This window comes from Vicinamibacterales bacterium (genome assembly GCA_036504215.1).
Taxonomy (GTDB): Bacteria; Acidobacteriota; Vicinamibacteria; order Vicinamibacterales; family Fen-181; genus FEN-299.
Map to the genome: position 1 here is coordinate 35,007 of DASXVO010000029.1, position 23,337 is coordinate 58,343.

Consider the following 23,337-nt stretch of genomic DNA (forward strand, 5'->3'; position numbering starts at 1 on the left):
CGGCCAGTAATTGTGTGGTTGATTGAAGGAAATGACGCGGCTGACAAGCTCAGCCGTGTATAAGTGTCGACATCCCGATGATGACCACCTTCCGACCGTCAGCCCTTTCGCCACCCTGCCGCTCACGCACGCATCCGTATTCACACGATCCTTCTACTGTTGAGAATCGGCACAACCATCGTGTTCTGTAATTAGGCACGGACGAGCTTTGGGGACCAAGCGCGCTGGCCAGAGTGAGTTGCGGTAGCACGCCCGCGCGCCCCCCATGGCACGCCGCCGCGCCACTCCCCTTCTGCAAATCGCCAACCTGGACTATTCTCTTCGCCAACTTGCTGCGTCGGAGAATGAGTCTTCGTCGCTCGATCCAGCCCCGTGGCGTGCCGCATGAAACTACTCGTGTCTCGGATCCTCGTGTGCGTCGCGGTGCTGGTCGCGGGCATCGCTCCTGCCGTAGCCGGGCAGGTTCCCCGACGGTTCGAGATGAAGGCCGTCCGAGCGTCCAAGCCACCGGTGATCGATGGCGTGGTGGACGAAGAGGAATGGCGCGGCGCGCCGGTGGCCTCCGACTTCGTGCAGTTCGAGCCCGAACGCGGTGAGCCGTCCACCGTGAGGACCGAAGCGCTCGTCCTCTACGATGCCGGCCACCTCTACGTGGCGTTTCGCGCCTGGGACCGGGAACCGCTCACGGCTCAACTGACACAGCGCGACGCCGACCTGTTCGGTGACGACTCGGTCATCGTCATGCTCGACAGCTACGGCGACCGGCAGTCGGCCTACTACTTCCAGACGAACGTCGTGGGCACACAGGCGGACGGTCGCATCGTGGACGATGGCCGCCAGGCGGACGGCAGTTGGGACGCGCCGTGGCGGTCGGCGGCGAGACGGACTGAGTTCGGTTGGACGGCCGAGATCGCGATTCCGCTGACCTCGATCAAATACGCCACGGGCGACGACCGCTGGTGGGGGATCAACTTCGGCCGGAGCCGGCGGCGTACGCTCGAGTTCTCCACCTGGGCAGGCCCCCTCGACAATCGCGCGCGGGTATCCCAGGCCGGCCGGCTGACCGGCCTGACCGTCGCCGCCCCAGCCCGGCGACAGCAGATCATTCCCTACGGCCTCTCGCGGGTCCGGCAAGGCACGTCGCCGGACTGGCAGGCTGGTGTCGATGCCCGCTACGCCCTGACGCCACAGACAGCCGTGTACGCCACCGTCAATCCGGACTTCGCGACCATCGAGGCCGACCAGGAGCAGATCAACCTGACGAGATTCGAAGTGTCGCTCAAGGAGAAACGCCAATTCTTCCTCGAGGGCCAGGAGCTCTTCGGCCAGCGGATCCGGACGTTCTATTCGCGTCGCATCGCCGACGTCCTGGCCGGCGGCAAGGTTCTCGGCAAGCAGGGCCCGTGGACCATGGCGTTCCTCTCGGCCGAGTCCGATCCGATCGACACCTCGGGCCGGGCGAACTACACGGTCGGCCGGGTCCAGCGTGATGTATTCGGCCGATCGAAGGTGGCCCTGACCACCGCAAACCGGAACCTGGCCGGCGTCAACCAGGGCTCGATCGGCGTGGACACAAACCTCTTCTTCACCAAGACACTCAGCCTGACCGCGCAGGTGGTCAAGAGCTGGGGCCTGTTCAGCCACGGCACCGAGGGGTTCTACGTGCGCCCCACCTATGATTCGCCGACGGCCCACTTCCACGTTCGCTACACGCACCTCGGGGACAGGCTGGCGGAGAACGTGAACCCGATCGGGCAGGTCACCGACGATGACCGACGGGAGATCGACTCCGCGGTCGAGAAGACGTTGTGGATTCGCCGCGGCGCGGTGGAGCGGATCGCGTACGGGTCGAACTACAACATCTATTGGAGTCAGAAGGGCGTCTTGCGGAGCTGGGAGGTGGACGAATCGATCGAAGTGCAGCTCCGGAGCCGGTGGAGCGCCGAGGTCCAGTACACGGAAGAGTTCAAGCGGTTCGAGAAGGACTTCCGAAATCGCCAGATTGGCTTTCACGTCGGTTACAACACGCGGGAGTATCAATCGGTTCGGATGGGCTACGAGTTCGGTCGCAACTTCGACGCCGACTTTCAGTTGTGGACCGCGAGCGGCAAGTACAAGGTGACCGCCGCGCTGTCGGCCGAGTACGAGCTGCAGCGACTGCGGCTCGACCCTGACCCGCGCGACGAGAGCACGTGGATTCACGTGGTCAGGGCGAACCAGTTCTTCACCAAGGACCTCTTCCTGCGCCTCTTCTTCCAGACCAATTCCGCCATCGACCGCCGGAACGTGCAGGCCGTCTTCGTGTGGCGCTACCGTCCGCCGTTCGGCAGCGTCCAGGTCGCCTTCCAGCGCGGGACGGCGGCCTTCGGCCAGCGGTCGGGCCAGGGAAACACGTTGTTCGTCAAGATGACGACGATCTTCTGAAGCGCGCAACCGGCATCACTTCAGCGGCGAGTGGGAGACTCCCGACACCCAGGTAACAGGCTGGGACTGCTCGATGAAGCCCTGGAATCCAGGGTGCTGCAACCAGCGCCTCGACTACAATGGCGGGAACATGACACCACCTGCCCTCCGACTCCTCGCGATCTCGGCCATCCTGGCGTCGACCGTCGCGGCCGGTCCGGTGGCGATCGATCTCACCGCTCACTGGGTGTCGCGCGTCCCCAACGGCGACGGGACGTTTCGCGAGACCGTCGTCGTGCTGAAACAGCAGGGCGCAACCCTTACCGGGAGGGTCATCAACCCGACCTCCGAGCAGCCCATCGTCGACGGCACGGTCGGCGACGGATCCTTCGCCTTCGCGACTGTCACCGGACGCCCGCCCAACGAACGTCGAATCGAGTACAAAGGCGTCGTGGTGTCGGCGGACGCCGTGCGGATCCGCATCGTGCGAACCGGCCGGCCCGATCAGGAACTGACTGCCGAGCGTGGGCCCGACAGTGCCGGCGAACTCCCGCCGCGCATCGCGCCGCCCGCGTTGCGCCCGGTTGGAGACAACGGCCTGTCGCGGACGCCGCCGATGGGATGGAACAGTTGGAATCGCCTTCGTGGAAGGGTGGACGACGCGACCGTGCGCGCGACCGCCGACGCGATGGTCGAGAGCGGCATGAAGGCTGCCGGCTACGTGTACGTCAACATCGACGACACCTGGGAGGCGGGACGCGACAGGTCCGGCAGGATCCTCACGAACAGGAAGTTCCCCGACATGAAAGGCCTGGCCGACTACGTGCACGGCAAGGGACTGAAACTCGGCATCTACTCGTCGCCCGGCCCGCTGACGTGTGCGGGTTACGAGGGAAGCTACGGCCATGAGGCCGACGATGCGGCGACCTATGCCGCGTGGGGTATCGACTACCTGAAGTACGACTGGTGCAGCGCCGCGAGGCTCTATCCGGACAGCGACATGCAGGCCGTCTATCAGAAGATGGGGGACGCGCTCCGGGCGACCGGGCGGTCGATGGTGTTCAGCCTCTGCCAATACGGGCGGAACGACGTCTGGAAGTGGGGCCCCGAGGTGGGCGGCAACCTGTGGCGCACGACCGGCGACATCGGCGACAACTGGAACTCGATGACGCGCATCGGGTTCGGCCAGGACTCGCTGGCGCCGTTCGCGAAGCCCGGCCACTGGAATGACCCCGACATGCTCGAGATCGGCAACGGAGGGATGACCGACGTCGAGTACCGCACCCACATGAGCCTGTGGGCGCTCCTCGCCGCACCGCTCCTGGCCGGCAACGACCTCCGAACCATGGCGGCGGACACGCAGCGGATCCTCACCAACCGGGAGGTGATCGCCGTCGATCAGGATCCACTGGGCCGACAAGGGCACCGCGTCAGGGCGGACGGCGACCTCGAGGTTTGGATGCGAACGTTGTCTGGGGGCGCCATCGCCGTCGGCCTGTTCAATCGCGGCGCCTCGGCGGCGCAGATATCCGTTCGCTGCGAGGAGTTTCAGGCTTGTGGAGGGTACACGGCGCGCGATCTCTGGATCGCCTCGGACCTGGGACGCTTCGGCCCGTCCTATGCGGCCACCGTGCCCAGCCACGGCGTCGTCCTGCTTCGCCTCACGCCGACGCCGTAGATGTCGGATCGTTCCGAGGAACTTCCGCTGAGATACGTGAAATCTGCCAACCCGAAGGAGAGTCTCCGATGCTTCGCCGCCTCATCCCCTGGACGCTCACTCTCGTCGTCATCTCGTGCGTCGCGCCAGACGCCGTGGCCCAGGAGCGCGCAAACCGCTTGATCGCGCTGCTCGAGGCGGGCAAGCCCGCCATCGGAGTCTGGACCGCGGCCACGACCGCCCCGCGCATCACGAAGGTGCTCGCCACCTCGGACGCCGACTACATCGTGGCGGACATCGAGCACGAAGTGTACGACTTCCCGGCGCTCAGGAGCTTCCTGCTGGGCGTGCAGGACTTCAGCCTGCGCTATCGCGCCGAGCCCAGGAGCGCGCCTGTTGTGCTCGTGAAGCTGGCGAACCGGGCGACGTGGGACCCGCGCTACGAGATCGCGGAGTCGTTGAAGGTCGGGCCCGCGATGGGCGTGTGGATTCCGTTCGTCGAGAGCCGCGCCGACCTCGAGCGCGCGATCTCGGCCGTCCGCAACGCGGAGACGTCGGCACTGGCCGGCCTGAACATCCCGCGAGAACGGCGCGACGTGTGGCCCCTCAATCCGAAGGGCGAACTGCTCGTCGTCGCGATGATCGAAACGGAGAACGGCGTGCGCAACGCCAAGGAGATCGTCGAGACGCCGGGTGTCGGCGCGGTCGAGTGCGTGCACATTCCGGACGCGGACGCCGCGCGCATCCTTCAGATGTGTCTCGCCAGGAAGGTCGTGGCGGCCACGGATGCGGCACCAGCGGACGTGCAGTCGAAGATCGCAGCCGGCTATCGGATGCTCAGCGTCGGGTGGGACTACGCGCTCCTGCAGCGCACCCTGGGAGACACCGTGAAGGCGATGCGCAAGTAGACCATCCCTCCGAAAGAGTGATCGATGGCGGTCGTATCCAGTGTCGGGCCCGGCGTCACCGCTCCTTCACGAATGCCATCGTCGCCGATGAAAGGACCACCAGCACCGAACCGATGTTGTGCACGATGGCCCCCATGATGGGTGTCAGATAGCCACCGCCGCTCGCCAGAACGGCGACGGCGTTGAATGTCAGGCCAAACGCGATGTTCCACTTGATGATCCTGAGCATGCGCCGGCTCAATTGAACCAGGAATGGGATTCTGGTCACATCGTCGTGCATCAGCGCGATGTCGGAGGTTTCGAGCGCCACATCTGTGCCTGCCGCCGCCATCGCGACCCCGACGTCGGCCGTGGCCAACGCGGGCGCGTCGTTGATGCCGTCGCCGACGAACACGACCGTCAGACCCTGCCGCTGAAGATCCTTGACGACATCGGGCTTGCCCTCCGGGGACAGGTCGGACCAACAGTCATCCGCACCGACCGCGTCGGCGATCCGACGCGCCGCTCGCGCGTGGTCGCCGGAAACAATCCCGACCTGACGGATCCCAAGCGCGCGAAGGCGCGCGACGGTTTCCTTCGCGCCGGGCCGGACCTGGTCGGTCACGCTGAGGATGCCGACGGCGCGCTTGTCCTCGAAGACGACGAGTGGCGTCGCGCCCCGATCCTTGACCCGATCGAGGTGCCTCCGCAGTGACGCTGGAACGGCGGATCCGCCTCCGCCGAGATGGGCACTCCCGACTTCGACCTGCCGGCCCTCCACCATGGCCCGCACGCCGAGGCCGACCTCCGTGACCATGTGCTCCGCCTCCGAGAGGTCGAGTCGAGCGTCCCCGGCGGCCTTCAGCACGGCGCGGGCGAGCGGGTGCGTGCTGTGTTGCTCGACCGAGGCCGCCCGCTGCAGCACGTAGCTGGGATCGATGCCGTCGGCCGTTTCCACTTCGTCCACGCAGGGCGTGCCCGCCGTGAGCGTCCCCGTCTTGTCGAACAGAATGGCAGTTGCCCGCCCGACCGACTCCAGGTGCACTCCGCCTTTGACGAGAACGCCAGCGCGCGCGGCCCGGCCGATGGTGGCGACGACCGCTGTGGGGGCGGCCAGAATCAGGGCGCACGGACACCCGACAATCAACACGGCAATCGCCCGGTCGGCCTGGCCGGTGACCACCCAGGCGACCACCGCCGCCGCCAGAATCGTCGGCGTGAACCATCGTGCGTACCGATCGATCATCCTGACGGCCGCCGGGCGCTGGGCTTCAGCCTGCAACACGAGTTCGATTACCCGGCCGAGCGTGGTGTTCTCGCCGACCTTCGTGGCGACGATTTCGATGACGCCCTGATGGTTCAGCGTGCCGGCGAAGACGTCGTCTCCTGCGCGTTTCTCCACCGGCATCGGTTCGCCGGTCATGGAGGATTCGTCCAGCCACGTCATCCCGTTGACGACCCGGCCGTCAACCGGCACGCGCTCGCCCGATCGGACGAGCACACAATCACCGACCGCCAGGTCCTCGACCCGGGCTTCGACCCGACGGCCGTCCCGAAGAACCGTCGCGTTCTCGGGTGCCAGGCGGACGAGCGTCTCCACCGCCTTGCGCGCCGCCGTGGCCGTGGCCTGTTCGATCAGGCTCCCGAATACCATGACAAAGCTCACGACGGCGGCGGTCAGGAATTCGCCTCGAAGGAGGCTGCCGGCAATGGCCAGCGCGACCAACTCGTCGACGTTGACTCGCTTCTCGAAAAGCCCTTTGAGCGCGGCCCAGATGATGGGCGCGCCGTTGAGCGCCACCGACGCGAGAGCGAGTGCGGCGCCAACGTGGGAGGTGAGCGGCCCTCCGCCGTTCGGCAGGAGATAGCTGGCCAGCGCCAGTCCGCCGGCGATCGCGACCCGAAGGAAGTCTTGGGAGCGGAGAAGCTCGCGATAGACGCCGAGCTGGGAGAAACGCCCGATCATGCCAGGCCCTTGCGCATATCCATCAAGCTCATCTTACCGTCGCCGCACGTGGTCCTTCGACGCACATGTACGGCAACGTATTCGTGCCCTCAGGAATTGGTGCTGAGCGAGCGACTCCGGCTGGCGCGTCATCGCCACACAGGGCGGCGCCGTCCATTGTGAGACAGGGTGCGGGCCCGTCGGGGGCAGGTTGTCAATCCGGGCTGCCCACGGGGGGCGGAGCGGTCTTGTCCCGTTCCAAACCGAACTTCTGCATCCGGTACAGGAGCGTGCTCCGCGTGATATTGAGGTAGGCGGCAGCGCGGGTCTGGTTCCAATTGTGCTTCTCGAGGGCGGCCAACAGCAGTTCCCGCTCCACATCCTCGAGCGAAATCCCCTCGTCCGGCAGTTCAATCCGCAGGTTGCCGATCCGCTGTCCGCTCGCCTTCAGGCGATCGGGTAGATCGTCGAGGCCCAGGAGGCCGTCGCGATCGAGCACCAGGGCCCGCTCGATGACGTTCTCGAGCTCACGGATGTTGCCCGGCCAGGCGTACAGGTTGAAGGCCGAGTACACTGCCTTGTCCACCGCGGGGCGCGGGCGACCGAGCCGCTCGGCGTGCTTGGCGAGGAAGTGATCCACGAGCAGAGGAACGTCGTCCGACCGCTCGCGCAACGGTGGGACGCGAATGGAGACGACCGCCAAGCGGTAGTAGAGATCCTCGCGAAAGCTCGCGTCGGCCGTCATCTTCTCCAGACTGCGGTTGGTCGCCGCAATCACGCGGACATCCACCTTGATCGGGCGCGTTTCGCCGACCTTGTCCACCTCGCGCTCCTGGAGCACGCGCAGGATCTTCACCTGCAACAGGAGCGGAAGCTCCCCGACCTCATCGAGGAAGATGGTTCCCCGGTTCGCGGCTTCGAACTTCCCCTGCTTGTCCGCGATGGCGCCCGTAAACGCCCCCCGGCGATGCCCGAACAACTCCGACTCGAGCAGGTTCTCCGGGATGGCCGCGCAGTTGACGGTCACGAACGGCCCGCGGCTGCGACCGCTGTTCACGTGAATCGCCTTGGCCAGCAGCTCCTTCCCTGTCCCGCTCTCGCCCTCGAGCAAGACGGTCGTGTCGCTCGCGGCCACCCGGGATGCCGTGTCCGTCACGTCGCGCATGGCTCGCGACCCGGCAATCATGCTGGCGAACGAGAAGCGCTCGCTCACAATCTGCCGCAGCTGACGGTTCTCGCTGGCGAGCGCGCCAAGCTCGAGGGCCTTCCGAACAGACGCTTTCAGTTGATCGCGCGAGAACGGCTTGGTGAGGTAGTCGAAGGCCCCGACCTTCATCGCCTCGACCGCCGAGTCGATCGTCCCGTGCGCTGTGAGCACGATGACGGGGAGGTCGGGCTGCATCGCCTTCAGGTGCGCCATCAACTCGACGCCATCCATCTCCGGCATACGGACGTCGGTCAGGACCAGATCGACGCCCGTCTCCTGGAACCGCTGCAACCCGCTTCGGCCGTCGGTGGCCGTCACCACCTGGTACCCGTCCTCGCGCAGGTTGTACTCCACCACCCGTCGCAGGCTCTCGTCGTCGTCGATCAGAAGGATGGTCTTCGGGTCACTCATGGCTGGCCCTGAACGGCTCCCGTCGGAGAAAGCGGTAACAGGATCTCAACGACCGTGCCCCCGCTCTGGCCGGGCGTGATTCGAATCTCGCCCCGATGCGCTGCGACGATCCGCTGGCTGATAGCAAGACCCAGGCCCGTGCCGCGTTCCTTCGTGGTGAAGAACGGCTCGAAGATCCGCGCCTTCGCCTCGGGAGGAATGCCCGGACCCTGGTCGGCCACCTCGATCAGGTAACGCCCGTCCCGTGGTTCGTGTCGAAGCCTCACGCGACCGCCGCGCGGGCTGGCTTGCACGGCGTTCAGTATGACATTCACGAGCACCTGTTCGATCTGCTCGGGATCGATCCGCAGACCCTGTGATGCGGCGTCGCCCTCGACGGCGAGCGCAACGCCGGCCTGCTCGGCTTGCGGACCAAGGAGGCTCACCACGCGTCGAACGACGTCGGGCAAGTCCGCCGGTCGCAGCCGGGGCGGCTTGGGCCTGGCATAATCGAGAAACTCCTGGACGAGCCCCTCGAGCCGATGCAACTCCCGTGTCGCGATCCCGGAGAACTCGGCTTCTGGTGTGCCCGCGATCGCGCGCGCGCTGACGATTTCGAGCGCGCCCTTCACGCCTGCAAGCGGGTTGCGGATTTCGTGAGCCAGGCCGGCCGCAATCTCGCCCAGGGCAGACAGTCGTTCTGCGCGCCGCAACTGCTCACCCGATTCGCGCAGTTCCCGATTCGCGCGTTCCAGCGACTCGGCAGTCTCCCGGTACCGGTTCGTCAGGCGCCGTTCATGGGAGGCAATCAGCCCCACCGACAGCCCCAGGGACAGAAACACGACGAGTTCCGCGTACTGACTCATCGTGTACGGCGGATTGTGCGACCACGCGGTGTGGATGTGCGGCGCGTAGGCGACCGAGCTGATGACGGCGGCTCCGAGGCCGCCTCGCACGCCGAACCAGTATGCGGCCACGATCACCGGCACGTAATACAAGCGTTGATAGACGGCGTGCAGGACGAAGTGCTCCGGCGGCGTGACGTAGTGCAGCGCCGACACCGCGGCCACGCCCGCCAGCAACGAGCTCCATTGCGCGACGTTCTGCGTGCGTGGCGAGGACGGGCCCGAATTCCTCATCAGGTGCGTGATGACGGAGAGCGCGAGACGATTCCGGTACTAGACAATCAGCCGGCTGGAACTATACCACCGGCCAGCAGGTATCCTGCCGCACGATCGCCAATGCCATTGTTCGACCGCACCGCCGGGCGTATTGTTCGGCTTGGTCCTCCATCGCCGATTGCCGATCGAGACGGGCCGCACTGTCTGTTATCGCGCTCCGCCTGGGCGTTGCGGTGTCTGAGAACGATCACACCGGGGCCGAGTCCGCCTGGCCCAGGTTCTCGCGCCGCCCCAGACCGGCTGGGATTCGAGCTGTTGGAAACGGCACTGACGTCAACGTCCGCGGCATGGGCCTTGCCTGAGGGGACTTACGTGAAGAGACAGACGCTCACGCTTCTCGGCTTCCTCTTCGGCGCGGCCATCGTGCCGGCTGACGCACAGACCGACTCGGGCCCCGGCGCGCATGGCGTCGCACCCGGTCCTCCAACCACAGCGTCCGCCGGGTCGGTCGTGACCCTCCAGGCGCTCGTCGCCGAGCTCGAGCAGCACAATCCGGAGCTCCAGGCGGGACGACGGGAAGTCGACGTCCGCCTCGCGCGGGTTGCTTCGGCCGGGGCACCACCCGAGCCGACGATCACGGCCGGCTACATGGGCGGGCTCGCGAGTGTACCGTTCTTCCCGAGCGGATCGACCCCGAACGCGTTCCGGCAGTTCACGGTCACCCAGGAGATCCCGTATCCCGGGAAGCTCGGGCTGCGATCGCAGGTGGCGGCCACCGAGGTCACGGCTGAGCGCTGGAACTTCGAAGCCACTCGGCGGCGGTTGATTGCGGACCTGAAGTCCGCGTACTTCGACTACGCCTTCGCCGACCGGGCCATCGCGGTCGTCCAGCGCAACAAGGTCCTCCTGGATCAGGTCCGGCAGATCGCCGAGTCGCAGTTCAGCGTCGGAAAGGGCTCGCAGCAGGACATCCTGAAGGCGCAGGTCGAAGTCTCGCTGCTGCTCGAACGCCTGACCGTTCTCGAACAGCAACGCAAGACGTCGCAGGCCCGAATCAACGGCCTCCTCTACCGCCACCCCGAGACGCCGCTGGGGCCGGTGGCCGAGTACGCGCCGGTGACCCTCCCGGAGGATCTCGACCAGCTTCGATCGCTCGAGCGCCAGCAGAGCCCCGCTTTGAAGAGCCTGGAGCAGGGCATCACCCGAGGCCAGCAGGCGCTGGCGCTGGCCAACCGCGAACTGCGCCCGGATTTCGGCGTCACGGTTTCCACCCAGAAGTACACCGGCGACATGCCGTGGATGTACGGCATCGACCTCATGGTGAAGGTGCCGATCTACTGGCAGCGCAAGCAACGCCCGCTGATCGCCGAAGCCGCGGCATCGCTCGACAGCGCGCGACTCATGCGGAACAACACGCTCGCGACAGAACAGTCCCAGGTGACGCAGGAATTCCTGGCGGCGACCACCAGCCAGCGCCTCGCGGATCTCTACCGCGACACGATCCTCCCGCAGGCCAAGCTGACCCTCGAATCCTCCCTGGCCTCGTATCAGGTGGGTCGCGTGGACTTCCTGACGCTCCTCAGCAACTACCAGACCGTGCTGACCTACGAGGTGAGCGTCGAGGAACAGGCGGCGCGGCTGCGGCAGGCCCTGGCCCGGATAGAACCGTTCGTCAACCAGGAGCTGGTTCGATGACTCCATCGCGTGGTCTTGCAGGCAGACGAGACAGCCCTATGACCGACCGCACGTCTCTCCTCCGTTATGGCCTCGTGGCCATGATCTCGCTCCTCATCGGCGGTGGCCTCGTGTTTCTCGCGCTTCGCGCCGGGCGACCTCCGACCGGAGCAACGGGAGCGCCCGCGGGCGGACCCACGCCACCAACGTCGGCAGGGGCGGCCCAGGCCGGCGCGGGCATGAAGGGCATGCCCGGGATGGAGACGCCCGCCCCGCCGCCCGGTGAGCCCCCGCCAGCCGCGTCAGGTCCCACTGTGTTCATCTCACCCGCGCGACAGCAATTGATCGGCGTCCGCACGGCAGCGGTCGAACACCGCACCCTCGACACCACGATTCGCGCCGTGGGCACACTCGCCTACGACGAGACCCGGGTGACACAGGTGAACACCAAGGTCGCCGGGTGGATCGAACGCGTCAACGTCGATTACGTCGGCAAGCCGGTTCGCCGGGGCGAGCCGCTCTTCAGCGTCTACAGCCCGGATCTGGTGGCGACGCAGACGGAGTACCTGCTCGCCCTCAAGGCCCGGGATCAGTTCGCCTCGAGCCAGGTGGTCGAAACGCGGGCGAGCAGCGAGTCGCTGCTCGCCGCCACCCGCCAGCGTCTGAAGCTGTGGGACGTCTCCGATGCCCAGATTGCCGATCTGGAGAAGACCCGCCAGCCTCGCCGCAGCCTGACGCTGTACGCCCCGTTCACGGGCATCGTCCTCGAGCGCAACGCCTTTGCCGGCCAGTACATCACCCCGGAGATGGCTGCCTTCAAGCTCGCCGACCTCTCCACCCTCTGGGTGATCGGCCAGGTCTTCGAGTACGAGCTCGGACAGATCGCGGTGGGGCAGGACGCCAACATCGCCTTCCCGTACGGCGAGTACGGCCGCACCATCAAAGGGCGGATCGGCTTCATCTACCCCGACATCGACCCCCAGACCAGGCGGGCACGCATCCGGGTCGAGTTCAGCAATGCCGGCAACACGTTCAAGCCCGGCACGTACGTGACCGTGTCCATCACGACGCGAGGCGGCCACGTGGTGGCCGTGCCGAAGGAGGCGGTGATCGACACGGGGGTCAAGCAGGTGGCGATCGTCGTCCATCCGAACGGGTATTTCGAACCGCGCGAGATCAAGGTGGGCCAGCCGACCGACGAGTTCTACCCGGTGCTGAGCGGCTTGGCCGCGGGGGATCAAATCGTCACGTCCGCGCAGTTCATGGTCGATTCCGAAGCGAACCTGCAGACGGCGATGCAGGCGATGTCGGTCAGCATGCCGGGGATGGACATGGGCGGCGGGAAGAAGGCGCCGAGCCCACCGCCCGCGGCTGCGCCGCCTGCCAAACCGCAGGCCATGCCGGGCATGAAGATGCCACCACCGAAGGCGCCTGACGCGTCGAAGGACCAGATGGAGGATATGCCGGGCATGCCGGGCATGAAGATGCCAGCCGCGAAGAAGCCTCCGGCACCGCCGAAGAAGAAGTTCGACGCGGGAGGCGCCCGGTGATCGAGAAGCTCATCGCCTTCAGTGGGCGGAACGCCTTCGTCGTCATCCTCCTGATCCTGGGCATCGTCGGCGGCGGCGTGTGGGCGCTCCGCAACACGCCCATCGACGCCATCCCGGATCTCTCAGACGTCCAGGTCATCATCACGGCGAACTGGGATGGCCGCAGCCCGACGCTGGTCGAAGACCAGGTGACCTACCCGATCGTCACGGCACTCATCTCCGCGCCCAACGTCAAGGTGGTCCGCGGCTTCTCCTATTTCGACGTCTCCTTCGTTTACGTCATCTTCCAGGACGGCACCGACCCGTACTGGGCACGCAGCCGCGTGCTCGAGTACCTGAACGGCCTCCAGGGCCGTCTGCCCGCGGGAGTCACCCCGGTCCTCGGGCCGGATGCCACCGGCGTCGGCTGGGGCTTCGAGTACGCGCTCGTCGACCGCACCGGCAAGACCGACCTGTCCCGCCTGCGCACGCTCAACGACTGGTACGTCCAATACCAGTTGCGGAGCGTCACCGGTGTCGCCGAAGTCGCGCCGGTCGGCGGGTACGTCAAGCAGTATCAGATCGAGATCGATCCGAACGCCCTGCTGGCCTACAACATGACGATCGACAAGGTGGCGTCCGCCGTCCGCGCCAGCAACAACGACGTCGGGGGCCGGGTCGTCGAGTGGACCGGGCGCGAGTACATGGTCCGTGGCCTCGGGTACCTGCAGAGCGTCGCCGACATCGAACAGGTGGGCCTCGGCGCGAAGCCGGACGGGACGCCGATCCTGGTGAAAGACGTCGGCCGCGTGCACCTGGGACCCGAGATGCGGCGTGGGGTGGCGGACCTCAACGGCGAGGGCGACGTCGCCGGCGGCATCGTGGTCATCCGCTCTGGGGTCGACACGAATGCCGTCATCCAGAATGTCAAGAAGGCGGTCAAAGAGAAGGTCCAGCCGTCGCTCCCGAAGGGTGTGGAGTTCGTCACGACGTACGACCGCTCCGACCTGATCGAGCGGTCGATCAGCAACCTCAAGGAGAAGCTCATCGAGGAAGCGCTCATCGTGTCGCTGGTGTGCATCGTCTTCCTGTGGCACTTCCGAAGCGCGCTGGTCGCCATCCTCACGCTGCCGCTGGCCATCCTCCTCTCGTTCGTCGCGATGCGCTACATCGGCCTCGGCTCGAACATCATGAGTCTCGGCGGCATCGCCATCGCGATCGGCGCGATGATCGACGCCGCGATCATCATGATCGAGAACGCCCACAAGCACCTCGAACACGATCAGGGGGCCAGGCCCCGACGGGACATCTTGATCGAAGCGGCGCAGGAGGTCGGGCGTCCGCTGTTCTTCTCGCTCCTGATCATCACCGTCTCGTTCCTCCCGATCTTCACGCTCGAGGGACAGGAAGGCCGGATGTTCCGGCCCCTCGCCTTCACCAAGACGTTTGCGATGGGGTTCGCGGCGTTCACGTCGGTGTTGATCGTGCCGTTTCTCATGGTGCTCTTCATCCGCGGGAAGATTGCCAAAGAGGAGAAGAACCCGATCAACCGCTTCCTGATCTGGGCGTACCACCCGTTCGTCAAGTTCGTGCTGCGGCACCGCGCCCTGACGCTCATCGTGGCGGTGCTCGTTCTTCTGAGCACGGTCCCGATCTTCATGAGACTGGGCTCGGAGTTCATGCCCCCCCTCTACGAGGGCACGATCCTCTACATGCCGATCACACTGCCGGGCGCGTCGGTTCCCACGGCCCAGCAGATCCTCCAGGTCCAGGACAAGCTGATCAAGTCCGTTCCGGAGGTCGCGTCGGTGTTTGGCAAGGCGGGCCGCGCGATCTCTGCCACGGACCCGGCGCCACCCGAGATGATCGAAACGGTGATCAACCTCAAGCCGGAGTCTCAGTGGCGGCCCGGCATGACGCCGGCCAAGCTGGAAGCCGAGCTCGACAAGAAGGTCCGCCTGCCTGGTGTCGTGAACGCCTGGACGATGCCGATCAAGGCACGGGTGGACATGCTCTCGACCGGCATACGCACGCCCGTCGGCATCAAGATCTTCGGGCCGAAGCTGGACACGATCAACGCCATTGGCGCCCAGATCGAGGGCGCACTCGGGAGCGTGAAGGGCACGCGCAACGTCTTCGCCGAGCGCGTCACGGGCGGCTACTACGTGGACTTCAAGGTCCGCCGCGACCAGATCGCGCGCTACGGCCTGACCGTCGGCGACGTCGAAATGGTCATCGAATCGGCGATTGGCGGCGCGAACGTGACGACGACGATCGAAGGCCGTGAGCGGTTCCCGGTCAATGTTCGCTACCAGCGCTACTACCGGACCGACATCAGCACGCTGCGGCGTACGCTGATCGCGACGCCGGGCGGTGCGCAGGTCCCGCTCGAGCAGGTCGCCGACATCTCGCTCTCGACCGGGCCGACGGTGATCCGGACCGAGCAGGCGCAGTTGCTGGGCTACGTCTACGTGGACGTGGCCGACCGCGACATCGGGAGTTATGTGGACGAGGCCAAGCGTGTCGTCGGCCAGATGGTGAAGCTGCCCGAGGGGTACTACCTGGAATGGAGCGGCCAGTACGAGTACATGCTGCGGGCCGCCGAGCGCCTGAAGATCGTCATCCCGGTCACGCTCCTCATCGTCATCGTGCTGCTCTACTTCAACACGGGCAACCCGGTGAAGATCGCGATCGTCCTGCTGGCGGTGCCCTTCTCCCTGGTCGGCGCGTTCTGGCTGCTCTTCCTGCTCGGCTACAACATGAGCGTGGCCGTCTGGGTCGGGATCATCGCGCTGGCGGGCGTCGATGCCGAGACCGGGGTCGTGATGCTGCTCTATCTCGACCACGCGTTCGACCGGTTCAAGGCGGAGGGGCGGATGAACAGCCTTCGCGACCTCCAGGATGCGGTGGAGGACGGCGCCGTCAAGCGGATTCGGCCGAAGATGATGACCGTGATGGCGATCCTGATGGGGCTGCTGCCCATCATGTGGGGGCACGGTGCCGGGGCGGACGTGATGAAGCGCATCGCGGCGCCGATGGTCGGTGGCGTCATCACGTCGTTCATTCTCGAACTGTTGATATACCCAGTGATCTTTACCGTCTGGAAATGGCACGCCGAGGTGAAGCCCGGGCTGGTGAAGGCGAACGGCTGAACCCGGATGGAAGGGAACCCATGTCGATCAAGCGACTGATCTCGTACGCGGCGCTGGCTGCGTTCACCGTCGTCGGACCCACGTGGGCAGCGACCTCGCCGCTCGAATTGCCGGTCCGGACGGGGCACATGCGCCACGGAAGTCGTGGAACGCTGGTGTTCGGTGACCAGGGAGTCGAGTACAAGACGTCGAAGAAAGACGCGGGCCACCGCTGGACCTACGAGGAGATCAAACAGGTCCAGGTGCTGTCACCGACGCGCCTCGCCGTACGCACCTACGAGGACCAGGGATGGACGCGGCTGTGGGTCGACCGCACGGTCGAGTTCGAGATTGAGAAGGGGGCGGTGAGCCCCGAGTTGTCCGCGTTCCTGCTCGCGAAGATCCCCAGGCCGGTCATGACGTCGATCCTGCCAGCCATGACCCGTGCGCCGCGGTACCGTGTCCCGGTCAAGCATGTGCGAGGCCGGCGCGGCAGCGACGGCGACCTCGCGCTCTACGACGACGCGCTCGTGTACACGTCCGCTCAGGCGGGCGCCAGCCGCTACTGGCGATTTGGCGACCTCGCCTCGGTGTATGCACCTGACCGCTTCCGCCTCGAAGTATTGACGTACGAGGGCGGTGGAGGAGACACCCGGCCATTCACGTTCCAGTTGAAGGCCGACTTGCCGCCTGGGTTCTACGACACGTTGTGGACGTTCCTGAACGCCCCGCCGCCCCTCAGGCAGTCGACAGGACGCTGAACACGACCACCCCGGGACGGCTCCCGGGTCGAGAGGCCCATGAAACGGCTCGGGAAGGTTATCGTCGTTGCACGGGCGCTCGTCGGTGTCGGCGCCGTCATCGTCCATGTTGGCAGATGAAGTCCGGCTCCCTCCAACCACGCAGCGGCCAGATCAGCCGAAGCGTTGAAAGTGGCTCGTGCGAGACCTGGCTGTCCACCTGTCTGTTATCCCCCACCACCTCCATCAGCCTGTCTGAAATCGATCACCTCAACGGGCCGGTCGCCTCATCGACGACCGTCGCCTGCCAGCTAACGCGCCGAAAGAGCCCGGTTCCTGCGCGACACGCCCGATGGCACGGTCCGGCACCGCTCTTGCCAATTACCCCGTCGGCGCTCACCGGCGCCCTCGAGCCCCCACCTCGAAGTCATCCTCGCCTCATCAGGTGAAGGTCGCGTCTTGCCCGTCCGACAGGGGAACGCCTGCCGGCCCCGGAGGAGTCTTGTGCTCGTTGGGTCCCGTTCAATGGTGCGGTCGATAGTCTTCGCGGCTCTACTCCCGCTGACACTGGCCCCGCGCGCAATGGCTCAGTCGCCGTCGCGCGCCCCAGACGCCAACCCGGCTCCTGCCGTCGATACCCTCGTCGAGCGGGCACTCACGCGTGCCCCGTCGCTGGCCGCCCGGCGCGAACGGGTCCAGGCCGCGCAGGTCGCCATCCGGGCCGCGGACGCCCTCCCGGATCCGATGGTCGAAATCGAGTACCAGTCGTTCAACTTCCCGCGATACACCATTGGGTCGGATCCCGGGTCGATGGTTGGCGCGTCGATTCGGCAGGGTCTCCTCAGCCGGGGGCGGCGGTCGGCGAGCCGGTACGTGGCAACCGCCGAGGCGACGCGGCGCGCGGCCGAGCAGCGGCTGACGGCGGCCGACGTGGCCACGGAGGTTCGGGTTCAGTACGCCCGGCTGTACGCCATTGATCGCGAGCGCGACACGCTGGTCGACGCGGCTGAGCTCGTTCGGATGCTGGAGTCCACGGTCACCGCCCGATACGCGACCGGTGGAGGCGATCAGGCGAGCGTCCTCCGCGTGCAGCTCGAACAGACACGCATCGGCCAGCGCGTGGCGGACCTGGCGGCTGAGCGCAGGGTGGTGCAGGCGGCCGTCAATCGTCTGACGAACGACCCGCCCGATGCGCCGATCGGGCGGGTCGCGGGTCTCCCGCCCGCGGCGCTTCCTGGCGAAGCCGCGTCGGTCCTCGACCAGACCGCCCGCAGCGCCCCGGCCGTGGCGCTCGGTCAGGCGGCGGTGGATCTGGCGAGTCGCCAGGTGGACGCGGCGCGACAGGAGCTGAAGCCGAGTTGGAGCGTGGGCGGCGGCATCTTCTGGCAAGGCGGCCTGGACCGCATGGTGAAGTTCAGCGTCGGCGTCGAACTGCCCTTCTGGAAGGAGCGGAAGCAACTGCCGCTCATCGCCGCCGCCGAGAGCGAACGCCGGGCGGCGCAGCTCGAGTTGGCGAACACCACCATCGACGTGCGCGCGCAGGCGGCGGGCCTGCTGGTCGAGTATCAGAATGCCATCGACCAGATCGAGCGGTATCAGGGCGCGCTGCTGCCGCAGAACAGCGCGGCGCTCGACGCCACTCGCGCGAGTTATCTCGGCGGCCGCGGCGACTTCGTCTCGGTCCTCGACGAATTCCGGCGGTGGATCGACCTCCGCACGGAGCTGGCCGGACGTGAAGCCGACCGCTTCTCCGCCCAGGCCAGGCTCGCGGCGCTCCTTGGTGCCCCAGCCACCGGCCAGCCTCAGTAGCCTTGGTTCAGGAGTCATCTGATGAACATGCTTGCTCTCATCCGTCGCCGCGGGACTCGCCCGGCCTGGCTGGTCTTTGGCGGCCTCATCGCGGCCATCGTGGCCGTTGCCTTCCTCGCGGGCTGCGTCGCCAAGGCCGCACCGCAGCTCTATCACTGTCCGATGCACCCCGACTATGTGTCGGACAAGCCGGGCGACTGCCCGATCTGCGGCATGCGGCTCGTGCCGATGAAGGCCGATGCGCCGAAGCCAGTGCCCGGTGTAGAGAAAGACCACCAGCACGGCGACTCGACCCCGCACAAGGACGTTTACACCTGCCCGATGCACCCCGAGGTGCAGGCCGAGAAGCCGGGCCAGTGCCCGAAGTGTGGGATGAACCTGGTCAAGAAGACCGTCGCCGCGGAGCCCCAGAAGACGTCACCTCAACCTGGTGACACGGCGGCGGCGCCGCCGGCCGGCCTCGCCACGGTGCACACCGACGATGGACGCGCCGAGGTGGCCGGCGTGCGGACCGTCACCGCGACCACTGAGTCGGTCGTGAGTTCGGTGCGAGCCGTGGGAACCGTCGTTCCGGACGAAACACGGGTGCGCCACGTGACGACGAAGGTGGGGGGATGGGTACAGAAGCTGTACGTGAATGCGATCGGACAGCCGGTCCGTGCCGGGCAGCCGCTGTTCGAACTGTACTCACCGGAACTCCTGGCGAGCCAGGAAGAATACGTGCGCGCTCGGCAGAGCGCCGAGCAGTTCGCCAAGTCCTCGCTCCCCGAAGTGCGGCGCGGCGGCGAGGACCTGGCCGCGTCCGCGAGGCGCCGCCTCGAGTTGTTCGACGTCCCCGAGGAGTTCCTGCAGCAACTCGATCGTACGGGCAAGGCCCAGCGGACGATCGTCTTCCGCGCGCCCTTCACCGGATACGTGAGCGAGAAGAGCGTCGTCGAAGGACACAAGGTGGAGGCCGGCATGGACCTGCTCACCCTCACGGACCTGTCACGAGTCTGGGTCACCGCCCAGCTCTACGAAGCCGAAGCCAACGCCGCCCAACTCGGGCGCCCCGCCACCGTCACGTTGCCCTACGACGCGGGCACGTCGCTACGCGGCCGGGTCAGCCTCGTCTATCCGACGATTGAGACGGAAAGCCGCACGATCAAGGTCCGCCTCGAATTTGCCAACCCGCGCATGGTGCTGAAGCCGGGGATGTTCGTCAACGTCGCGCTCGAGGCATCCCGTACGAGCGGCGTGGTCGTGCCGGATTCGGCGGTCATCGATTCGGGCACGCGGCAAGTGGTCTTTGTCGAAGCCGGACCGGGCCACTTCGAACCCCGCGAGGTGCAGGTGGGGCCGAGGGCTGACGGCAAGGCGCTGCTGAAGAGCGGAGTCCGAGCGGGTGAGCGCGTCGCCATTGCCGCCAACTTCCTGCTCGATTCGGAGTCGCGTCTGCGCGGGGCGGTGGCCAGCAAGACCGAGGCCCCGGCAACCGGACCACACAAGCACCAGCAATAACTCCAGCGCGGCGCGAGTTGAGTCATGATCCGAAAAGTCATCGAGTTCTCGGCCAAGAACCGCCTCCTCGTCCTGCTCGCCACGGCCGCCGTGGTCGTCGCGGCACTCTACGTCCTGAAGACAATTCGCCTCGACGCGCTGCCAGATCTCTCCGACACGCAGGTCATCGTCTACTCGCGGTGGGACCGGTCGCCAGACATCATCGAGGACCAGGTCACCTACCCGATCACGACGGCGCTCCTCGGGGCGCCGCACGTCAAGGCGATCCGCGGTTTCTCCGACTTCGGCTTCTCCTATGTGTACGTGGTGTTCGAGGACGGGACGGACATCTATTGGGCACGAAGCCGCGTGCTCGAATACCTGTCCAAGATCCAGCCCCGCCTGCCCGAAGGCGTGCAGACCGAGCTTGGGCCCGACGCGACGGGCGTCGGCTGGGTGTTCCAGTACGCCCTGGTCGATCGCACCGGTGCACTGGGACCCGAGCAGCTTCGCTCGCTGCAGGACTGGACGATTCGCTATGCCATCCAGGCGGTGCCTGGCGTATCAGAGGTCGCGTCGCTTGGCGGCTTCGTGCGCCAGTACCAGATCACGGTGGATCCCAACAAGCTGGCGTCCTACAACCTCCCACTCGAGGAGGTGGTGATGGCGGTCCGCAAGAGCAACAACGAGGTAGGCGGCCGCCTGATCGAGTGGAGCGGGCGCGAATACATGGTGCGGGGCCGTGGCTACGCCAAGACGCTCCAGGACTTCGAGAAGATCGTGCTCAAGGTGGCGCCCGGCGGCGTGCCCGTGCTGCTGCGGGACGTGGCGCGGATCGAGCTGGGGCCGGAACTGCGCCGAGGGGTGGCAGACCTGAACGGCACCGGCGAGACCGTGGGCGGCATCGTCGTCATGCGGCACGGCGAGAACGCCCTGAACGTCATTCGGGCGGTGAAGGAGCGCATCAAGGAACTCGGGCCCTCCCTCCCGAAGGGCGTCGAGGTCGTGACCACCTACGACCGCTCGACGCTGATCGAGCGGGCCATCGAAACGCTGAAGCACGAGCTGACGATCGAGATGATCATCGTCTCGCTCGTGATCCTGATCTTCCTCTGGCACATTCCCTCGGCCATCATCCCCATCGTCACGATCCCCGTGTCGGTGCTCATCGCCTTCATCCCGATGTACTACATGGGCGTGACGGTGAACATCATGTCGATCGCGGGAATTGCGATTTCGATCGGCGTGCTGGTGGACGGGGCCATCGTGGAGGTGGAGAACGCGTACAACAAGCTTCACCGCTGGCAGGCCGAGGGGCGGACGGGTGACTTCCACGCCATCCGCCTCGAGGCGTTGCAGGAGGTGGGGCCGTCCGTCTTCTTCTCGCTGCTCGTCATCGCCGTGGCGTTCCTGCCGATCTTCGCGCTCGTGGATCAGGAAGGGCGCCTCTTCAAGCCGCTGGCGTTCTCGAAGAACCTCGCGATGGCGATTGCCGCCCTCCTGGCCATCACGCTCGACCCGGCGTTGCGCATGCTGTTCACGCGCATGGACCCGTTGACGTTCCGTCCACGGTGGCTCGCACGGATCGCGACGACCGCGCTCGTCGGAACCTACTACGCAGAGGAGCGGCACCCGATCAGTCGCGCCATCTTCAGGGTCTACGACCCGGCGTGCCGCTTCGTCCTCCGCCGCCCCAAGACGGTCATCAGCCTGGCGCTCCTCGCCGTGGCGGTCAGCGTGCCGGTGTACTTCAAGCTCGGGTCGGAGTTCATGCCGCCGCTGAACGAGGGCACGATCCTCTACATGCCGACGACCGTGGCCGGCATTTCGGTGGCGCAGGCGCAGGACCTGATGCAGCGGCAGGACAAGGCGCTGCGGCGCTTCCCGGAGGTCGAGAGCGTGATGGGCAAGGCCGGCCGTGCGGAAACGTCCACCGATCCGGCGCCGTTCTCGATGATGGAAACGACCATCGTCCTGAAGCCCCAGGACCAGTGGCGACATTTCCCCAGGTGGTACTCGGGCCGGGTGCCCGGATGGATGGAACCCGCGTTTCGCCCCATCTGGCCGGACCGCATCTCCTGGGACGACCTGGTCAACCAGATGGACGAGGCCGTTCGCATGCCGGGCGTCAGCAACGCCTGGACGATGCCGATCAAAGGCCGCATCGACATGCTGACGACCGGTGTCCGGACGCCGGTCGGGATCAAGGTGATGGGGGCCGACCTGGCGACCATCGAGCGGATCGGGCTTCGCATCGAGGAGATCCTCCGGCCGCTGGCGGGCACGCGGAGCGTCTTCGCCGAGCGCGTGACGAGCGGGAACTTCGTGGACTTCATCCCACGGCGCGACGACCTGGCGCGCTACGGCCTGACCATCGACCAGTTGCAGTCCGTCATCATGTCCGCCATCGGCGGCGAGAACGTGACGACGACAATCGAAGGGCGGGAGCGGTATCCGGTGAACGTGCGCTATCCGCGTGAGCTGCGTGATGACCTGTCGCGGTTGAAGCGCGTGCTCGTGCCGACGCCTACTGGCGCCCAGATCCCGCTCGAGCAACTTGCCGATATCAAGGTGCTGACGGGACCCTCGATGCTGCGCGACGAGAACGGCTTCCTCGCCGGCTACGTCTTCGTGGATATCGCGGGACGGGACGTGGGCAGCTACGTCGAGGAGGCCAAGAAGCTGGTGGGAGAGAAGCTCACCCTGCCGCCGAGCTACGTCCTGAACTGGAGCGGCCAGTACGAGAACATGATGCGGGTGCGCGAACGGTTGAAGGTCGTGGTGCCGATCACGCTGGCGCTGATCTTCGTGCTCCTGTTCATGAACACCAAGTCCGTGTTCAAGGCCAGCCTGGTCATGTTGGCGGTGCCCTTCTCGGCCATCGGTGCGATCTGGCTCTTCTACATTCTGGGCTACAACGTGTCGATCGCCGCGTGGGTCGGGATGATCGCCTTGCTCGGCCTCGATGCCGAGACCGGCGTCTTCATGCTGCTCTTCCTCGACCTGTCGTACGACGAGTTCGCGCGGTCGGGTCGGCTGAAGAGTGCCGCCGACCTGGACGAGGCCATCGTACACGGCGCGGTGAAACGCGCGCGGCCGAAGATGATGACCGTGGCCGCCGCGTTCATGGGCCTCGTACCGATCATGTGGTCCACCTCAGCCGGCGCCGACGTCATGAAGCGCATCGCGGCACCGATGATCGGCGGCCTCGCGACGTCGTTCTTGCTGGAGTTGCTCGTCTACCCCGCCGTCTTCAAACTGTGGAAGATGCGGACGGCGCTGCCGAGCTTGCTTTCGCCGGCCATCGCGGGCGTATCCCCCGTGGCGTCACCGGAAGCCGATCGTGTGAATCTGTTATAGTGCGT

13 protein-coding genes are annotated in these 23,337 nt (G+C 66.3%); 10 read left to right on the plus strand and 3 right to left on the minus strand.

Translation table 11 applies throughout. The annotated features are described in order from the left end of the window. Nucleotides 1–384 precede the first annotated feature (384 nt). From VGK32_07510 to VGK32_07520, 3 genes are all read left to right on the plus strand, one after another. Nucleotides 385–2,424 (plus strand): DUF5916 domain-containing protein, encoded by a 2,040-nt coding sequence (locus VGK32_07510; protein HEY3381598.1) that lies wholly within the window; start codon nt 385–387, stop codon nt 2,422–2,424. 130 nt (nt 2,425–2,554) lie between these two features. Then, nucleotides 2,555–4,081 (plus strand): glycoside hydrolase family 27 protein, encoded by a 1,527-nt coding sequence (locus tag VGK32_07515; GenBank protein HEY3381599.1) that lies wholly within the window; start codon nt 2,555–2,557, stop codon nt 4,079–4,081. Nucleotides 4,082–4,149: 68 nt separating this feature from the next. Continuing rightward, nucleotides 4,150–4,968, plus strand: coding sequence for an aldolase/citrate lyase family protein (locus tag VGK32_07520; protein ID HEY3381600.1), 819 nt, complete (start codon nt 4,150–4,152; stop codon nt 4,966–4,968). A 55-nt stretch (nt 4,969–5,023) separates the two neighbouring features. Here VGK32_07520 and VGK32_07525 read toward each other — a convergent pair whose 3' ends face one another. The 3 genes from VGK32_07525 to VGK32_07535 form a co-directional block, all read right to left on the minus strand. Next, entirely contained in the window at nt 5,024–6,913 is a 1,890-nt protein-coding gene (locus VGK32_07525) for a cation-translocating P-type ATPase (GenBank protein HEY3381601.1), read from the minus strand. Nucleotides 6,914–7,106: 193 nt separating this feature from the next. Continuing rightward, nucleotides 7,107–8,510, minus strand: coding sequence for a sigma-54 dependent transcriptional regulator (locus VGK32_07530; GenBank protein ID HEY3381602.1), 1,404 nt, complete (start codon nt 8,508–8,510; stop codon nt 7,107–7,109). Next, entirely contained in the window at nt 8,507–9,628 is a 1,122-nt protein-coding gene (locus tag VGK32_07535) for an ATP-binding protein (GenBank protein HEY3381603.1), read from the minus strand. Before VGK32_07535 ends, VGK32_07530 begins: the two co-directional genes overlap by 4 nt. A gap of 354 nt (nt 9,629–9,982) precedes the next feature. On the opposite strand from VGK32_07535, the gene VGK32_07540 reads away from it, so the two are divergent. The 7 genes from VGK32_07540 (at nt 9,983) to VGK32_07570 (ending at nt 23,332) form a co-directional block, all read left to right on the plus strand. Then, a complete protein-coding gene (locus VGK32_07540; protein HEY3381604.1) occupies nt 9,983–11,305 on the plus strand; it encodes a TolC family protein in 1,323 nt (440 codons plus the stop codon). A gap of 38 nt (nt 11,306–11,343) precedes the next feature. After that, entirely contained in the window at nt 11,344–12,834 is a 1,491-nt protein-coding gene (locus tag VGK32_07545; GenBank protein HEY3381605.1) for an efflux RND transporter periplasmic adaptor subunit, read from the plus strand. Further along, nucleotides 12,831–15,965, plus strand: a complete 3,135-nt coding sequence (locus VGK32_07550) for a CusA/CzcA family heavy metal efflux RND transporter (GenBank protein HEY3381606.1) — start codon at nt 12,831–12,833, stop codon at nt 15,963–15,965. The genes VGK32_07545 and VGK32_07550 overlap by 4 nt, the downstream gene beginning before the upstream one ends. A gap of 20 nt (nt 15,966–15,985) precedes the next feature. Next, the gene (locus VGK32_07555) at nt 15,986–16,705 is read left to right on the plus strand and encodes a hypothetical protein (protein ID HEY3381607.1); all 720 of its coding nucleotides are present in this window, start codon (nt 15,986–15,988) and stop codon (nt 16,703–16,705) included. Nucleotides 16,706–17,188: 483 nt separating this feature from the next. Next, complete coding sequence (locus tag VGK32_07560; GenBank protein ID HEY3381608.1) at nt 17,189–18,493, plus strand: TolC family protein; 1,305 nt, start codon at nt 17,189–17,191, stop codon at nt 18,491–18,493. A 21-nt stretch (nt 18,494–18,514) separates the two neighbouring features. Further along, complete coding sequence (locus tag VGK32_07565) at nt 18,515–19,993, plus strand: efflux RND transporter periplasmic adaptor subunit (GenBank protein HEY3381609.1); 1,479 nt, start codon at nt 18,515–18,517, stop codon at nt 19,991–19,993. Nucleotides 19,994–20,017: 24 nt separating this feature from the next. Further along, nucleotides 20,018–23,332 (plus strand): CusA/CzcA family heavy metal efflux RND transporter, encoded by a 3,315-nt coding sequence (locus VGK32_07570; GenBank protein ID HEY3381610.1) that lies wholly within the window; start codon nt 20,018–20,020, stop codon nt 23,330–23,332. Nucleotides 23,333–23,337 lie beyond the last annotated feature (5 nt).

Excerpts from the sequence above, each read along its gene's own strand:
- VGK32_07510 (HEY3381598.1), top strand. The coding sequence starts at position 385 with ATGAAACTACTCGTGTCTCGGATCCTCGTGTGCGTCGCGGTGCTGGTC.
- VGK32_07515 (HEY3381599.1), top strand. The coding sequence starts at position 2,555 with ATGACACCACCTGCCCTCCGACTCCTCGCGATCTCGGCCATCCTGGCG.
- VGK32_07520 (HEY3381600.1), top strand. The coding sequence starts at position 4,150 with ATGCTTCGCCGCCTCATCCCCTGGACGCTCACTCTCGTCGTCATCTCG.
- VGK32_07525 (HEY3381601.1), bottom strand. The coding sequence starts at position 6,913 with ATGATCGGGCGTTTCTCCCAGCTCGGCGTCTATCGCGAGCTTCTCCGC.
- VGK32_07530 (HEY3381602.1), bottom strand. The coding sequence starts at position 8,510 with ATGAGTGACCCGAAGACCATCCTTCTGATCGACGACGACGAGAGCCTG.
- VGK32_07535 (HEY3381603.1), bottom strand. The coding sequence starts at position 9,628 with ATGAGGAATTCGGGCCCGTCCTCGCCACGCACGCAGAACGTCGCGCAA.
- VGK32_07545 (HEY3381605.1), top strand. The coding sequence starts at position 11,344 with ATGACCGACCGCACGTCTCTCCTCCGTTATGGCCTCGTGGCCATGATC.
- VGK32_07555 (HEY3381607.1), top strand. The coding sequence starts at position 15,986 with ATGTCGATCAAGCGACTGATCTCGTACGCGGCGCTGGCTGCGTTCACC.
- VGK32_07565 (HEY3381609.1), top strand. The coding sequence starts at position 18,515 with ATGAACATGCTTGCTCTCATCCGTCGCCGCGGGACTCGCCCGGCCTGG.
- VGK32_07570 (HEY3381610.1), top strand. The coding sequence starts at position 20,018 with ATGATCCGAAAAGTCATCGAGTTCTCGGCCAAGAACCGCCTCCTCGTC.